Genomic DNA, 16,578 nt, shown 5'->3' on the forward strand with positions numbered 1-16,578 from the left:
GTCGCCTACGGAACACCCTCGTACGTGAATAGCCACGCTCGACCATGGGCGACTTGATGTCCAGCGAAGAAAGTAGCAGCGCTCAGATGGTTACAGGGAACACACCCAATGAGAACTGCCCGACCGACGGTCGGCGCTCGTTGGCCGGGATTCGGCTGGGATTACTTCGTAGAGTTACTCGGGGGCTCTTCTCGAAGACGAAGCCTTCGTCTCCCGGGAAAGTACTTTGTCTTGATCCCGCTCTGCTTCGTCCTCTTCATTTACGAGGTCCACTTATCCCAGCTGTTTTCAAGACGCAGACTTTTCGGCTGGGCAGTCAGATTCGAAGAAAGTACTCGGACATCCGTGGGCCCGAATCCCGTCTCTCGCGAGAATACAGGAAGGACGCCCGAACAGAGTCAGCATGCCGCCGATGAGCTTTATCACACCACCGAGTAATCCCGGCACTGGGCCCAGAGTCGCCGCCTTTGCCCACCACATCCGGCTCCGCCCTTTTCTCGCCTTTTCCCGCTACACCGCCGCATAGGTCAAGAATCCTGGACTTATCAGCGGGCACGGTCGCAGGTGCACTGCCGTCCTAAGATGAGCCGCTATTGCCCACGCAGCAGCGAAATACCGGCAGACCAAACTGGCCCAGCTCTGTTCAAGAAGGGGTCGACAACCACAGTGCGAGGATCGACCCTACTCAAGGTTTCTAAGCACGCATTGAGATCGGCTCGCTCTAGCTGGCCACTACGTTGCAACGCGAGCGCACTCACGAATGTTCGCTGCGCATTGCGCTCCAACGATTTGACGTGCGTATCCTCTTCGGGCTCCCGGCGCCACAAAGCGTTCGTCGAGTCTTTCGCGAACAATGGAGAGTCTTCGTTCACGGCCTCGACTCCAAGAGATGCGCGTAGGGACTCGGCGGCGGCTCGGTCGTGTCGCACTCGGTGGAGCAGTGGTGCTGTCAGCTCCCAGAGTGAATCGCTCATCATCTCCAAGCGCATTGGTTGGAAGACTCGCTCGACAATCGAGGGCAGTACCTCAGTGGGTGATGCTCCGAACGATATTGCAGATAATTCCAACCAGGAGGCAGGTGCACCTGCGGGATTAACGCCGTCTGTAAACCATGATCCAAGGCCCCTCAGCCATTTCTGGGTGAGGGCGTCCTTTGGATACAGGAGGGCCCAGACTGAGCGACGGAATACGAACCGCTCGTCTTGCCATGCACGATCTGAATCCCAGACACCCGGCTCATTAACCGACTGGGAGTCGCGCGGCGGTACGGTGCTTCGTGCTCGTTCAACCACACCGGCGGCCAGTACTTCGCGGACGTCGGAGGTCCTGACCTGCCACTGCTCGGCGTCCAGCAGTTCGGTGAGCGCCCATTTGGTAATTCCGTCGAATAGATCGTGGTTGTCCCAGCTCTCGTCCGCGGACCGGACAACCAATTCGAGGCTTGACCGGTCCGCCCTGAGACGCCGCTTTTTCGCCTGGACGACGGGTAACGAAAGACTGAGCGAATCGCCGCCGCTTTCAGTCTGTGCTGCCAGATATTCGTCGACCAAGTCGGCGATGGCAGGGTTGCGGCTGGCGCTAGTTGCTAACGCCCTTACCGCTCGGAGTCCGTGCCTGTCCTGCTCAGATGGCTTGAGCCGACTAGCGGACAAGCGTCGAATGAGCGAGTCCCCGAAGTGAGCCTTCAGCTCTTCCCATCGGTCGGCGACCAAGGTGACGAGGAGCGAATCTGGTGACCCATAGATGTCTGCCAGGTCGACGCCTGGCTCTTCAGGATCGCCGATCGTCTCTTTCAGCCCGTCAATCAGGGTGAGGTCGTTAAGGAGCAGCATACTCAACCACGCGTGGCGACGGTTTGAATCCATGTGCGGCCCGTACCCACAGAGGTCCTGACGAACCGATTCTCGCCATTTCTCCATCTCGGGAGTCACATGGGCGCGGCTCGCCTGCTCGCGAATGAGGGCCTGTGTAAGTCCTACTGCGATGGTCCGTCGTACACCGTCGTCCGGGTCGTTCTTCCAGGAGCTAAAAATACTCAGAAGGTCGTTCCCCGGGATGCTACTCATGCACAGTTCGTGCGCCAAGACCTCTCGGACTTCGGGGTCGAGAAAGAGCATTAGTCTCATAGCGAGATCTACTACACGGGCGGAATCGGCTCCGGGTTGCTTCACGTGTGCTCTCAGAGCTGCGGAGTGAATTGTGTCGGCGATTCCTTCTGTTACGTGCCGATTATTCAGTAGCGCCGCAATCGCATAGTCGACGGTCAGTTTAGGCCAAGTGTAGATAACGTCAGCGACTTGCCATCCGAGGTAAGAGTCTACGGCGGTGCACGCACCGCAAATATCTACTTCAGCGTGCTCGGCCAAGACTCGACGGGCCTGAATCAGTCGCTCCTCAGGGGTTGAGTCCGCCGTGCCGAGCAGCTCTTCCTCCGGCTCTTGCCCGGCTTCGTTGGCTGCGACTGCGTTCCGCATGTGTCGCCATGCTGTTGCGACGGCTTCGGCAAGGAGGACTTGCTGCTCGCCATCGGCTTTCCAGTTGGGGGCCAAGGTGTTCTTCAAGAGACCGAGGATTCGAACAAAGCCAGCTTCGGTTCCCAGAACCGAGACAGCGACCGAGGCAATATTGCCGGCCTTGTCGTCGTCAGCGAGGATTCCTCGCAGGGCCTCGTCAACGTCTTCGTCGTCTGGAAACTCCTGCACAAGACTCCAAGCGACGCCCTGAGGGCGAAACCCTGTCAAACCCTTCAGCAACAGGGCCTTGCGCTGCTCCACCGGAAGATGTTGGGCGATCACCTGTGTAGCGCCAAGGGCCCCTTCAATCTGCCTATCGGCGTAATCTGCCAAGGCTTGTGCGAAGGCAGGGTCGTTGCTCCACTTGCTGGGCACCAAAGCGACGTTGTAAAGGACCAATCGGTGTTTATCCGGTGAGCTGAGTTCGCCCCGGACCCAGTCCCGCATTCGGTCCTCGTCGGCAAGCGCCTCACACGCCAGCCTCCAGCACAGGCTTCGATTGCCACCCGTGGCGCCGTTTGTCTTTAGCGTCTCCAGTACGAAATCAGCGATCTCGGTGCGGTACCCCACTGGTGCTTCGGCGGTGAGACACAGTACGAGCTCAGTGGTCATCTCGGACCACTCGTGCTCGGAGATCCACCGCTCTTCGTAGATGTGCCCGAGTATCCAGTCGATTTCGTCCTTGCGAAGCAGAGAAGACAGCCTGGTGTCGGGTTCATTCTTCATGAGCAGGTACATCGATGTGATGCGCAGCGTGACGCGGCTCTGTCGCCGTCCCCATTCCAAGTGCTCGCGCGTTGTCTCTTCATCTGGCCAGCCGGTTGCCAGTGCAAGGAGCGCAGTTGCCTGCGCTTTGACCGTTGGGCCTTCCTTCACGAGGCGAAGCAGCGGATGAAGGTGCTTTGGGTCCGCGTCCTCCCTAGGCTCAGGGAGGACAGCCGTATTAGTGTCGTGGTCAAGCCTCGGGGACCCGAAACGATGTGCGTACGCATAAGCCGCGTTCCCGCGCACATCGCCCGCTTCCGCTCTCATTGCGTGCAACAGAACTGTAGCTGCGGAGTCATCCAGGACATCGAGGTCCCGGAGTGCATACAGGGCAGGCGCTGGATACGGTCGAGTTGCGTCGAGCCAACGAATGAAGGTCGGAAGGAGTCTCCGACGCACTGAGGGGTTGGCACATGCCCGAACCAGAGCGGCAACGACGTTCACCCTGTGCTCCACAGTTGGTGACGTCTCCACCTCGCGAACCAGCTCGTCAATATAGGCAGCGGTTTTCCATGGGGGAAGCTCGACTTCTGAGGCGAGTGCATGAGCAACTAGCTCGATCGCCGACTCAGTTTGGAACTCCTGGAGCGGCCAATGGGTGTCCTCTTTGGGCGCCGACACCTTGTCCAGTAAGTCGGCCACCGTGTGCGGATTGGACTGCGCTGTGAGCGATGCCAGAAGAACGTCTAGCCAGGCAGGGTCGGTGAGGCGTTCCTTGAAGACCCTTTCCTGCTCAGCGGGCGCCATTCGGGCAAGCCGCCTGCCTGCGAGGTGGTCGAGAAGCACTCGGTGAACGAATCCGACGTGGTCAGCGCCTTGAGGAACGAGGAGACCGAACTCATCTTCAGCCATCCGCAGGGCCGCCTTAGCCATCCGGTGGGACTCGGCAGCCGGGTAGCCCAAGACATCGCCGTCGCAAAGCGCCTGCATCACGAGTTGCTGCATCTCAAGAACGGGGACCGCGTATGTGCTGCCGGCACTCACTAAGGCGTAAGCCACGGCTTCCATCAACGTTTTGAATTCACGTTCGTCCAGTGGAAGATCGACCATTACTGAGAATCTGCGACGCATTGCCGGATGGCGACGAACCATCAGGTCGACGATCTCATCGTAAAGCGCAAAACGCTTTGGCGGCAGCGGCTCTCCGTGCCAGCTTTTAGCCAGGAGGGCAAGGAACAACGGTTTCCGTGCCAGGACCGCGAGCTCAGGCACACCTGCGAGCTCGTCGAGGAACGGGGTTACGTGCGCGCGGTCCCAGACGGCAACATCCTCGACTGCTGGCTTGTCGTCGCCCTCAAGGTTCAGATCGGGGGCGTCCGGAGGCGACAAGTACTGCGAAGACATGGCGCGCTGCTGTCCGTCATCTAGGTCGGCGATGTCAGCGCGTGACCACGGCAATGAAAAAGTCAGCCGCTCGACGCCGTAGGGCCGTGAGGACAAAACGGCAGCCGCCTCAGGCCGCTGACCAAGGAACGATTCTAATGCGCCGAGGGCATCGTTAGCAGCGGCTGGGCTCTTCCACTCGTCAATTCCATCGACCAGCAGCAGGAGTCGGTCATCGCTAAGGGCACGTTCGACCAGCGGCCACGTCTCGGACATGCCGCGGGCCTGCATCCAGGCCTTAGCCGCCGACACGAGCGAGTTTCCGTCGTCGTCGGCGAGGTGACGAGTGAGGAAACCGAACGGCAACCAAACGGGCAACCGACCGCCGTATGCTTGCTGGAGTGTGGTCGATTGCGGAGCCAGGCTCAGCACGTCAACCGCTACGAACCGCAGCAGGCTCGACTTTCCCGATCCCGGGGCCCCGACTAGGAGCGCACGTCGGCTGCTAGTGAGCCAATCGTCAGCGGTCTGCCGGAAGCTGTCGTCACCTGAGCTGGTCCGGTTCTCGCCGAGCAGCGCTTCGACTGCTCGGAACGAGCGTCGCGGGCGGCCCAAGCCAGTCTGGGCACGAGCCTCGCCCTTCCGCGTAGCAGCAATGTCAGCCGGCTCTCGGCCTGAGGTGCGCGATGTTTCTCTCCTCGAAACACGCGCGTCGGCTCGGTCGCCTGTGCCAGATGACGTTCCCTCGTCACTGGGGCTCACCGTTCCAAGGCGTGGAGTCACATCGACGACGATGAAATCATTACTGGGCGGTGCGGGCCTGCTGGTGTCGCCGCCGAGGCTGCCTGTGGTGTGCGGTGTCGGCCGCGGGACAGCATTCTGTGCTGCGAAAATCGCCAGGTAGTGCGCCGAGAGTTTCTCACGCAGCGACTGAGCATCAATCCATTCGAGCCTTCGTTGGACGCGTTGCAGTCCCTCCGGGCCGCAGAATGGTTCAACCCACGCCCTGCCGAAGAAGTCATCAACGAGTTCGGGCAGTGTTTTTAGCATATTGCTGATCTCGACCGCGCCCCACGGTTCGAATTCAATCTCTCGTGCGCCTAGAGTTATGGCGGCTCGGCGTACTGCGGCGTCCAATTTTGTATCGGTCAGGTCATAGCTGGTCGCGAGGATGTACTTGCTTGTTTCTTCGGGCCAGTTTCCCTCAAGAAAATCTGCAATGGCGGCATCGATATCGGCCGCCCCCAGCTTCTTCACTCGTCTTGACTGAAGCACTACGTACGGGCGGCCCGCTGGACCGCTCGAACCGGTTGTCTGCATTCGTGCATATGCGTCGATGCCTTCTTGGTCCTGGCCACGGGTACCGTACAGCTTCGCCCACTGGACTTCACCCACGCTGGCGAGCATGCGCATGAACAATCTCTCGACGTTCTCCCACTCCAGTTCGCCCACTGGGAGCTCTGTGATCCGTGTTTCGACCGGCGGAGTGGGCATCTGGCCGTTAGGTGGTGACCATAGCCAACCTGCGGGATACACCAATTCTGCAGAGACGACATCATTACGGCAGACGGTCGCGGAGCCATCAGGTTCGCCTGCAAGTTTGGGCACGGTTCATTATCCACTACAAATCTAAGGGTCTGCTCTGCGATGGCGTGTCCATCCATCCCGCTGGCTGTTAGCGCGGCCCTTTCCCGTGCCACCATGCAAAGGGCTCAGCGATGGCCCGCATTTCCCCTGACCCAGTGGAGTCACTAACTCGCTGATTTCACAGCCAAACCTAGGCTAATAACGAGTTTAAGCGAGATCGGCCCCTTCTGAGCAGGCGCTAAACGCAAAACCTAAACTCCACCACGTCCGACGCTGAATAACGCGTGAACCAGTGCCCGACGCTCCACGGACAGCGAAGTCCCGGCTCACACTCAGTCGCGCTCGATGGGGAACCAAAGTTCGCACGTCGCCGTGCTGAAGCCCGGGCACGGTCGAGTACAGAGACGATAGACGGACCTGGCCGCAACCGCCACGGGTTGGACGGGATTCACCCGCCGCCGACGCCGCGTATGCCTCCTATAGGGCCGAGGGATGCGGACCTGAATCCCTGAACCACCCAGTTACTGCGTCCACGTCGATCACGACGAGGTCGTTGGGAACCTTGGCGGCGGAGTCGACCTCCACGTTCGTGCAGGCACTTCGAGGGTCCTCGATCCCCCGCTGACACCGGGGTTTGTATCCGCCCGATGGATCATCCCCCGGCACTGGGCCGACGCCGCGACTACTATCGATTCTCTAACAAGAAATGCCGCCCTCATCCGTTTCACGGGGGCGGCATTTCTATTGCTTCAGGCGCGGGATCTAAACGTCAAACCTAAATTCCACCACGTTCAGTAACCGAATAACCTTTGGTGAAGCCTCGAAAGCCGGCACAAGTAAATTTTCATAGATATTTCGGCAAGACCCTCGCAAACGCGTCTGCCGTATCGACAAACCAGTCAACTAGCTCTTGTGTCTGGGCTTCATCTAGGAAGTTGCCAGGACGATGAATGGCGAGCTTTGATGCCTTCCTGTTTGGCTTACTGCTCCACTCCAATTCGAAACCGAGGTCCTCCTCTATCGCGGCGCGCTGAGACAGTAACTTGGAGTAGAGGTCTTTGTCATGGTTGATCCAGAAATGCGTGGTGACAAGTGTCTTCTCTGTGTTCACCAAGATCGTGAGCTGTCCGCTCTCGAATCCGATGACGTCGTAGTAGTTCTTTTTCGAAGGCTTGCGCCACGCTTCGATGTTGGGGGCGTTCTCCACGCCTTGGTCTCGCACTCGCTTGAAAAACTCAAGTTGGGCGTCCTTCAGAGGGGCCCCGCTACGAGCAATCACAGGCTTGCTCCCTTTGCGACGCCTGGCTATCACGTCCTCATTTAGGTCGAGACCCACCGCTGTCGCTAGCTCTTCCGCCCCAATGAACTGGTCGCGGTTCGCACGCCCGTCGGCATCGAATTCCACCCCTTCCCCCTCCAGCACAGTCCTAGGGTCATCGGATCTACCAGGCTCACTCCAACGGAATCCAGTTGAGATCGTCCCGCCGCTCTGCAGGACTCGCCACGCGTTGGCCATTGGGGAGCTAGATAATACGGCAGCCAACGGTTGAGGGTATGTGTTCGCCACGATTGCGACGTCACCATACGATGTCCAGCGGCCGGCCGGAATCCCTGCGATAATCGACGCAACTTGGCTGCGAAATTCGGACGGTTCACGGTTCGCAACGGCGCTCTCATCCGGCCCCGGCCACAACTCAATGATCTTCTCTGCCAATTCAGCGCTTCGGGTATCAATCTCCAGAGCACCCCAAGTCACGTGTGCGGCGATTGCCTGGTTCATCGAGAGACCGCTCTTGGCTAGCAACTCGCGCTTCTCAGCGAATGGCTTGTTGCTGAGCTCGCTGTTATACCCACTTAGCGTGAGGTTTCCAAGCGTGTGAACGATCCGCTCGTGTTCGTAGTTGATATCGGCCTCTGCACTGAAGCCAGCGGCAAACGCCTCGCGGACAGAATCGGACATCGTCTGGGGCAACACGTGTTCAATCGTCAAATGCTGCGGGGCAATGTCGACGATCTCCTTCGGGCGATAAGCCTCTTCTAGCCACTGCAAGATGAGCTTTTTCTGTGTACCGCGACCCTGCCAATAAAACGGGACCGTCTTCGTAGCTTCGCGAACCTGTAGATCAGTCGCGAAGTACTTGCGGCCTTGCGACAAATAGTCCCGCAAAGCGACGTCGATGTGGTCCGCTTCGCTGATGGCACTGACGGCCTGGAGAAGCGTTCGATTGAGATTCGCAGTAGCCCGCCCGATCACGACGCGCCGCACGAAGTATGACTCCAGATACATCAGCGCGCGCGCAGTTTCATCATCCGAAGTGCGGCCGACGGCGCGTCGAGCGAGGATCTGCATCACCACCGGATAGGCGGTGGTCGAGCCCCAAGACTTAATCCTGGCAAGGCGACGGCGTATCTCAGTGTGCTTCTCCGTGGCAGGCATGAGTATCGTCGCAAGAACGTCGCCCAGTTGAGCGATGCGCACCACCTCCGCCTCAATCTCATCGACAGTCCTGAGCCGATCGAGCCGTCGTTGCTGGCCAACGTAGGTATCAGACTGTTTCGCCCGCTCGTCTCGCTGAGCGAGATCGAGCCAAAACAACAATTCGAGGTTCTCAGAATCGAGCTTTCGCTCCAGCGGGAGCCAAATGTTCTCATAGACCGACTCCGCGCGGTCACCTAGTCGCATGAACAGGTAGTTCTTAAGCAGGTCACTCTGCGTCAGGCGTAGACCCGTATTGTTCAGCGACTCGAAGATCCGGTGTGCGTTGTCGGATGGCTCTGCCGTAACGACGACGAGCGCAAGACCACGGACGACGGCGGCTTCCAGCAACTCCAGGTCGTGAGGATCATCCGGGTCATCAGCTGCGGCAATCTTCGCGAGGAAGAACCGGTAAGCGTAGCCGACGCCATCTTCCCCGCCCGCCTGGGGAGCCCTATTAAGAACCGCCATGTAGGCAAACCGATCCGTTTGCGTCGGCATGACCTTAAGCGGCTTACCGTTGTCATAGATGTTAATCAAGTACTGCGCGTCAATACCGTTTGCCCGCTCGGTATGCCCCGTACCGATCAGATGATCCCGAAGCGCAGCCAGAAGCAGGGTCAGTGTAGTCAGCCGTTGTTGGCCATCGACAACGAGGAACTTGTTAACGCCGATAGCACCGACATCAGGACTGCTAGCAAGGACGAGCGAGCCGATGAAGTGCGATGCCGTGGGATCCTCTGCTCGAGTGCGCTCCAACTCGACAACGTCTGACCATAACTGGTCCAGCTGTTTCTTGCGCCACGAGTAGACACGCTGATAGAGCGGAATCTGGTATTGCTTCTTGCCTTCCAGAACACCTGCAAGCGTCCCGTTTTCCGCCCTAACCACATATACCTCCCTGTACCAACCCAATGGAACGAGAGTACAGGTGGAATTCAGCGGGAGTTGATGTGTGCCTTGCCCTTATGCGCGTCGATGAGCCTTATCCAACTATTGGTCATGATGATTGGAAGAACCCTGGGACTGCAACTAGGGAGTCGTCGCCAACGCAGTCAGCAGACCACCAACGAGAGCCATAACACCGCAGACCAATCCCGGCACCCCTTGGGTCCAGAGACGACCCCATTCGCGTTCAACTTCATCCAGCTCCCGGGCCTTCCTCGCCTTTTTCCCGCTCGACGGCAGCATAAGTAAGGACCCAATCATCCTCCCCTCGCTTCTCAAGAAGGTTAGCTAGCTCTGCCCGCAGACGATCTAGCTCTGGCTCTGGCCGGTATTCCGATTGCTCCTCATAATTGCTGATATCCGCATCGTGATCCCCCCACCACTCCCGCAGTTTCTCCTTGAGTTCAGCGATGCGGGCCTCACGGACATTCGATTTAATTTGTCCATTCCTCAACTCGGCGCGTCTACGCCCGGTCGCCACGATTACCCAAACTGCTTGGAGCATTGCAAGGGCCGGACCCGATCAGTACTTGCCACGTTCCGAGTGTTGTCATAATGAAAAGACTACGTTCATCTACTGACGTCTGCCTTCTGTCATTCCTCTATCCGCCACTCACGAACCCTCGGATCGGGGCGTGACAGCCCTGCGCCCTTTTCCTCTACTACATACGAAAATGCCGCCCCCGAAACTTAGCAGAGAGCGGCATTTCTGTGTTGAATCAGGCAAGAAATCTAAACATTAAATCTAAATTCCACCACGTCGCCGTCGACCATGACGTAGTCCTTGCCTTCGATGCGGACCTTGCCGCGGGACTTGGCCTCGGCCATGGAGCCGGCGTCGACCAGATCGTCGAAGGACACAACTTCGGCCTTGATGAAGCCGCGCTGGAAGTCGGAGTGGATGACGCCGGCAGCCTGAGGCGCGGTGTCGCCCTTGCGGATGGTCCAGGCGCGGGTTTCCTTGGGGCCGGCAGTCAGGTAGGTCTGCAGGCCGAGGGTGTGGAAGCCGACGCGGGCCAGCTGGTCCAGGCCGGATTCTTCCTGGCCGTTCATTTCCAGCATTTCGCGGGCTTCTTCTTCGTCCAGCTCCACCAGGTCGGCTTCGAGCTTGGCGTCGAGGAAGATCGCGTCCGCGGGTGCCACCAGTTCGCGGAGCTCGGCCTGGCGGTCCGGGTTGCCCAGCACGGCGTCGTCGACGTTGAACACGTAGATGAAGGGCTTGGCGGTGAGCAGGCTCAGCTCGCGCAGGTGTTCCATGTCCAGTTTGTCGCTGGCCACGGAGGAGAAGATCGTGTCGCCGCGTTCCAGCACAGTGCGGGCGGCCTCCATGGCAGCCAGCTGCGCGGCGTCGCGCTTCTTGATCTTGACTTCCTTCTCCACCCGCGGGATCGCCTTTTCCAGCGTCTGCAGGTCAGCCAGGATCAGCTCGGTGTTGATGGTTTCCATGTCCGAACGCGGGTCCACCTTGCCGTCCACGTGGATGACGTCGGGGTCATCGAACACGCGGATAACCTGGGCAATGGCTTCGGCTTCGCGGATATTGGCGAGGAACTGGTTGCCCAGCCCTTCACCCTCGGAAGCGCCCTTGACGATCCCGGCAATATCCACGAAGGACACCGTCGCCGGGAGGATGCGCGCCGAACCGTGGATTTCGGCCAGCTTGGCCAGCCGCGGATCGGGAAGGGACACGACGCCGACGTTCGGTTCGATGGTGGCGAACGGATAGTTCGCCGCCAGCACGTTGTTGCGGGTCAGCGCATTGAACAGGGTTGATTTGCCGACGTTGGGCAGGCCGACGATGCCAATAGTAAGAGCCACGTTAGTAAATGATACCGGGCGCTAGGACTCGTCGGCACGACGGCGGCCGCCGAGGCCGCGGGAGGAGTCCCCCATGGCCTTGAGCGTGGCACGGATTTCCTTCGGCAGGGAGAAAATGATGTCCTCTTCGGCCGTCACTACCTCTTCGACGTCGCCGTAGCCGTACTGCGCCAGCAGGTGCAGCACGTCCTGGACCAGGTTTTCCGGCACGGAGGCGCCGGAGGTCACGCCGACCGTGGCCACACCCTCGAACCAGCTTTCATCCACCTCGTTGGCAAAGTCCACGCGGTAGGAGGCCTTGGCGCCGTATTCCAGCGCCACCTCCACCAGCCGGACGGAGTTGGATGAGTTCGCCGACCCCACCACCAGCACCAGGTCCGCTTCCGGGGCGATCTTCTTGATCGCGGCCTGGCGGTTGGACGTTGCGTAGCAAATGTCATCGCTGGGGGGATCCTGCAGGGAGGGGAAGCGTTCGCGCAGCAGGTTCACGGTGTGCATGGCTTCATCCACGCTGAGGGTGGTCTGGGAGAGCCAGATGACCTTGTCCGGGTCCCGGACGGTGACCTTGTCCACGTCTTCGGGACCGTTGACGATCTGCATGTGCTCCGGCGCTTCGCCATAGGTGCCTTCGACCTCTTCGTGGCCTTCATGTCCGATCAGCAGGATGTCGAAGTCGTCGCGGGCAAACCGGACGGCTTCGCGGTGCACCTTGGTGACCAGCGGGCAGGTGGCGTCGATGGTGCGCAGCTGCCGGTCCGCCGCGGACTGCACGACGGCGGGTGAGACGCCGTGGGCGGAGAAGATCAGCAGCGAGCCCTCGGGCACCTCGTCGGTCTCGTCCACGAAGATTGCACCCTTTTCCTCCAGCGTGGTGACCACGTGGAGGTTGTGGACAATCTGCTTGCGGACGTACACGGGCGGACCGTAGGCTTCCAGCGCCTTTTCGACGGCGATGACCGCCCGGTCCACTCCGGCGCAGTAGCCGCGCGGTGCCGCCAGCAGCACGCGCCGCGGACCGAAAACGGGAGCGGCAGCTGCCACTTCCTCGGGGGTGCGGCGCCGCCGGGGCACGGTGGGCATCGGCACGGAGATAACTGTGCTGGTCATGTCCCTATGCTATCGGGTGGGCTATGCGATCCCGTCCCCGCGGGCCGTGGGTACGCTCACAGCGGAGCTACCGCCCGGACCTGCTCAGCACCCTCGCCAGGAGCCCGGCGACGAACACTCCGGCACCGGCCAGCATCAGGCCGACGGTCCAGGTGCGGAAGCTGTCCGCTGCCTGCCCGGCGAAGGCCTCTGCGAAGGCAGACGCCACCGCGCTGCCCACCTGCTGCGCGGACACCATGCCCGGCAACATCCCCGCCGCCAGCCACAGCACTGCACCGGCAAGCGCCACCCCCACCCCCAACAGCGCGAACGTCGTGGACCGGCGTCGTGCAGCGATCAGGGCAAGGAGGCCTGCGACGGCGGCGGCGAGCGCCAGGAGCGGCCAGGCCTCGCCGGCCCGCTGGACGTTGGAGATCAGGTCCGCATGCCCCGCTCCCCCAATCTCCACCGGAACCTGCTCCGGTGCCGGCACCGATGTGCCGAGTTCCCCTCCCACGCTTCCGGTGACAAGTCCCACCAGGGGCGCGACGTCGAGCGTCACCGCACTGCCCGCCCCCTCTGCGGCATTGCCGAAGGTCAGTGCATGCGAGCGGCGCAGCGTCTCGCTCCAGGCCTCCGGGTACTCCGGCAGCGACTGGACCTGTTCCACGGCCGACGTAATGAGCGGCCCCACCAGCCCGGCCAACGGCGCGGGAACCTCCGCCGACACGGCATCGGACAGGGACAACGCGAGTTCATCCTGAAGGGATTCGTCCCGTGCCAGCGGCTCCCCCAGAGCGGCAAACCCGTTTTCCGAGACCACGTTCGTGTTCAGCCACGCCCCGCAGAAGGCCGCTGCGGCAAGCAGGACGGCGAGCAGGCCGAAAACGGCCGAGACGAATGTGCGCATAAAAGTTCCTTGTCCGTGGGGTTCCGGGCGGCCGCTGGAAGGCCGGGAGAACCGGACCGGGGGAAGCACCTGATAGACATTAAGCCTGGGCCGGTTCCTCCACCGGACCGATAGCCAGTGCCAATCCACCGCGGGAGCATCCAGATGCAAGACGACAGCGGACCGTTGAGTCCCGAGAATACCCCGGAGCAGACCACCCTGCCCGCCACGGCCGCGCAGACGTCCCCGGAGAACCCCTGGCCGCTTGCCCTGCTTTCAAAGAACCTCAAAAGCTACATTGACCGCGCCCCGGCCACCTGGGTGGAGGGCCAGGTGATCGAACTGAACCGCCGGGCCAATGCCTCCTACATCACGCTGCGCGACGTCGACGCCGAGGTCTCGCTGTCCCTGACGGCGTGGAGCACGGTCATGAACCGGCTGGAGCTGCCGCTGGAGCGCGGTGCCCGGGTGGTGGCCCTGGTGAAGCCGGATTTCTGGGTCAAGACCGGACGCCTGTCCATGCAGACCCGCGACATCCGGCCGGTGGGGCTGGGCGATCTGCTCGCCCGGATTGAACGCCTGCGCCATGCCCTGGCCGCCGAAGGACTCTTCCGCGAGGACCGCAAGCTCCCGCTGCCGCTGCTGCCGGGCAGGATCGGGCTGATTACCGGCCGGAACTCCGACGCCATGAAGGACGTGATGCGCAATGCCGCGCTCCGCTGGCCGGCCGTCGAGTTCGAAGTCCGCGAAGTGGCGGTCCAGGGCGTCAATGCGGTGGCCGAGGTGTCCCGGGCCCTGGCGGAGCTCGATGCCATGCCTGAAGTGGACGTGATCATCATTGCCCGCGGCGGCGGCTCGCTGGAGGACCTGCTGGCCTTCAGCCACGAGGATCTGGTCCGTGCGGTCTCGGCGGCCTCGACTCCGGTGGTCAGCGCCATCGGCCACGAAGCGGACCGTCCCCTGCTCGACGACGTGGCCGACCTGCGTGCCTCCACCCCCACCGATGCCGCGAAGCGCGTGGTGCCCGACGTCGGCGAGGAACTGGCACGGATCCGGCAGTCACGGGCCCAGCTGCGGCGCATCCTCGACGCGGTGCTGAGCCGGGAAACGGACCGACTGAACCACGTCCGCTCCCGCCCGGCCCTGGCCGCACCGCTGTCCATGGTGGACCGGCGCCAGGAAGAGGTGTCCCGGCTGCGGTCCCGCGCCCTGTCCGCTGTTACTGCGGAGGTCCGCCGCGATGCGGACCGGATCGGCCACCTGCGCGCACAGGTCCGTGCCCTGTCGCCGCAGAACACCCTGGACCGCGGCTACGCCGTCGTCCAGCTCCAGGACGGCTCCGTGGTGCGCGAGGCCGAAACGGTCCCGGCCGGCGCGCAGCTGCGGATCCGCGTGGCCGTCGGCGCACTCACGGCCACCGAAGGCACCCGCTAGCCGGCCCGGCTGCCCACCCCGTTTACCCAGCCCGTTTACCTACCCCCAGCAAGCCCGTAAAGGACAAGAACATGAGTGAAACACCGGCAGTACCCGCAGTACCGGCAGACATCGAGGCCATGAGCTACGAGCAGGCCCGCGACGAGCTCCTGTCCGTCGTGGGCCGGCTCGAAACCGGCGGCGCCAGTCTGGAGGAGTCCCTGGCCCTGTGGGAGCGCGGCGAGCACCTGGCCACCCGCTGCGAATCCTGGCTTGAGGGCGCCCGCCAGCGCCTGGACGCTGCCCGCGGGCAGGCTGCCGGCGAGTAAGGCGGGGCTGGGCAGGGCTGGGACAGCCCGTGAGCCCCGCATCGCCGAGCGAGGAACGAGCGGGGAAGCAGCGAACCAGAGTTCCCTGACCGAGCATGCGAGGCGAGGGGTGGTTCGCTGCGCTAAGGGGCGGCGGGCTGTCGCCTGCCCTGCCCCCAGCAGGGCCCTGCCCCCGCCTGACCCCTACGGCTTGTAGCTCCCCAGGAACTCGGCCAGACGTGTCATGGCGTCCTCAATGTCCTCCACGTTGGGCAGGGTCACCATCCGGAAGTGGTCCGGGCGCACCCAGTTGAACGCGGTGCCCACCGATACCAGGATCTTCTGCTGCTTGAGCAGGTCCAGGGCGAACTGTTCGTCGTCCTTGATCGGATACACCTCGGGGTCCAGGCGTGGGAACAGGTAGAGGGCGCCCTGCGCCAGTTCACAGGTGACGCCGGGGATGGCGTTGAGCATCTGGTGCGCCTTGTCGCGCTGGGCGCGCAGGCGTCCGCCGGGCAGGATCAGGTCATTGATGCTCTGATAGCCGCCGAGAGCGGTCTGGATGGCGTGCTGGGCGGGCACATTCGCGCACAGGCGCATGTTCGCCAGCAGGTTGATGCCCTCGATGTAGTCCGCTGCGTCCCGCTTGGGGCCGGAAATGGCCATCCACCCGCTGCGGTAGCCGGCAATCCGGTAGGCCTTGGACAGGCCGCTGAAGGTCAGGCAGAGAACGTCGTCGCCGGTGACCGTTGCCGAGTTCACGTGCACGGCGTCGTCGTAAAGGATCTTTTCGTAGATTTCGTCCGAGAAGATGATCAGCCCGTGCTTGCGGGCCAGGTCCACGATGGCCTTCACCACGTGCTCCGGGTAGACGGCACCGGTGGGGTTGTTCGGGTTGATCAGGACAATGCCCTTGGTGCGGTCCGTGATCTTGGAGGCGAGGTCCTCCACGTCAGGCCACCAGTGCTCGGATTCGTCGCACAGGTAATGCACCGCCGTGCCGCCGGCCAGCGAGACCGAGGCGGTCCACAGCGGGTAGTCCGGCGCCGGGACGAGGATCTCATCGCCGTTGTTCAGCAGCGCCTGCATCGAGAGCGTGATCAGTTCGCTGACGCCGTTGCCCAGGTACACGTCATCGACGTCGATGTTGTTAATCCCGCGGCTTTGGTAGTACTGCACGACGGCGGTGCGGGCGGAGAAGATGCCGCGGGAGTCGCTGTAGCCCTGGGCCTTGGGCAGGTGCCGCATCATGTCCACCAGGATGGCTTCGGGCGCTTCAAAGCCGAACGGGGCGGGATTGCCGATGTTCAGCTTGAGGATCCGGTGGCCTGCTGCTTCCATCCGCTGCGCGTGTTCGAGCAACGGTCCACGGATGTCATACAGGACGTTGTGGAGTTTGTGCGACTGCTTGAATTCTGCCATTTCCTTAGGATGCCACAGGCGGCGTCCGGA

8 protein-coding genes are annotated in these 16,578 nt (G+C 61.9%); 2 read left to right on the top strand and 6 right to left on the bottom strand.

Going from position 1 to position 16,578, the window contains the following annotated elements:
• Window positions 1-590: 590 nt before the first annotated feature.
• The 5 genes from N2K95_RS12215 to N2K95_RS12240 form a co-directional block, all read right to left on the bottom strand.
• Entirely contained in the window at window positions 591-6,053 is a 5,463-nt protein-coding gene (locus N2K95_RS12215) for an NACHT domain-containing protein (protein WP_260651782.1), read from the bottom strand.
• A gap of 979 nt (window positions 6,054-7,032) precedes the next feature.
• Window positions 7,033-9,555 carry a DUF4268 domain-containing protein gene (locus N2K95_RS12225; protein ID WP_260651783.1) on the bottom strand — a complete coding sequence of 841 codons (2,523 nt, stop codon included), beginning with the start codon at window positions 9,553-9,555 and terminating at the stop codon, window positions 7,033-7,035.
• Window positions 9,556-10,344: 789 nt separating this feature from the next.
• Complete coding sequence (gene ychF / locus N2K95_RS12230; protein WP_229949860.1) at window positions 10,345-11,430, bottom strand: redox-regulated ATPase YchF; 1,086 nt, start codon at window positions 11,428-11,430, stop codon at window positions 10,345-10,347.
• Window positions 11,431-11,451: 21 nt separating this feature from the next.
• Window positions 11,452-12,537 (bottom strand): 4-hydroxy-3-methylbut-2-enyl diphosphate reductase, encoded by a 1,086-nt coding sequence (locus N2K95_RS12235; RefSeq protein ID WP_255790388.1) that lies wholly within the window; start codon window positions 12,535-12,537, stop codon window positions 11,452-11,454.
• A gap of 67 nt (window positions 12,538-12,604) precedes the next feature.
• Window positions 12,605-13,426, bottom strand: coding sequence for a hypothetical protein (locus N2K95_RS12240; RefSeq protein WP_260651784.1), 822 nt, complete (start codon window positions 13,424-13,426; stop codon window positions 12,605-12,607).
• Window positions 13,427-13,570: 144 nt separating this feature from the next.
• Between N2K95_RS12240 and xseA the strand changes: the two genes are divergently transcribed.
• Both xseA and N2K95_RS12250 read left to right on the top strand, forming a co-directional pair.
• Window positions 13,571-14,839 carry an exodeoxyribonuclease VII large subunit gene (gene xseA / locus N2K95_RS12245; protein WP_260651785.1) on the top strand — a complete coding sequence of 423 codons (1,269 nt, stop codon included), beginning with the start codon at window positions 13,571-13,573 and terminating at the stop codon, window positions 14,837-14,839.
• Between the two features lie 71 nt (window positions 14,840-14,910).
• Entirely contained in the window at window positions 14,911-15,147 is a 237-nt protein-coding gene (locus N2K95_RS12250) for an exodeoxyribonuclease VII small subunit (protein WP_255790392.1), read from the top strand.
• A 183-nt stretch (window positions 15,148-15,330) separates the two neighbouring features.
• On the opposite strand, the gene N2K95_RS12255 is transcribed toward N2K95_RS12250, so the two are convergent.
• Complete coding sequence (locus N2K95_RS12255) at window positions 15,331-16,548, bottom strand: pyridoxal phosphate-dependent aminotransferase (RefSeq protein ID WP_255790394.1); 1,218 nt, start codon at window positions 16,546-16,548, stop codon at window positions 15,331-15,333.
• Window positions 16,549-16,578: the final 30 nt, after the last annotated feature.

This window comes from Arthrobacter zhaoxinii, assembly GCF_025244925.1.
Taxonomy (GTDB): Bacteria; Actinomycetota; Actinomycetes; order Actinomycetales; family Micrococcaceae; genus Arthrobacter_B; species Arthrobacter_B zhaoxinii.

Excerpts from the sequence above, each read along its gene's own strand:
- N2K95_RS12235 (WP_255790388.1), bottom strand. The coding sequence starts at position 12,537 with ATGACCAGCACAGTTATCTCCGTGCCGATGCCCACCGTGCCCCGGCGG.
- N2K95_RS12240 (WP_260651784.1), bottom strand. The coding sequence starts at position 13,426 with ATGCGCACATTCGTCTCGGCCGTTTTCGGCCTGCTCGCCGTCCTGCTT.
- xseA (WP_260651785.1), top strand. The coding sequence starts at position 13,571 with ATGCAAGACGACAGCGGACCGTTGAGTCCCGAGAATACCCCGGAGCAG.
- N2K95_RS12250 (WP_255790392.1), top strand. The coding sequence starts at position 14,911 with ATGAGTGAAACACCGGCAGTACCCGCAGTACCGGCAGACATCGAGGCC.
- N2K95_RS12255 (WP_255790394.1), bottom strand. The coding sequence starts at position 16,548 with ATGGCAGAATTCAAGCAGTCGCACAAACTCCACAACGTCCTGTATGAC.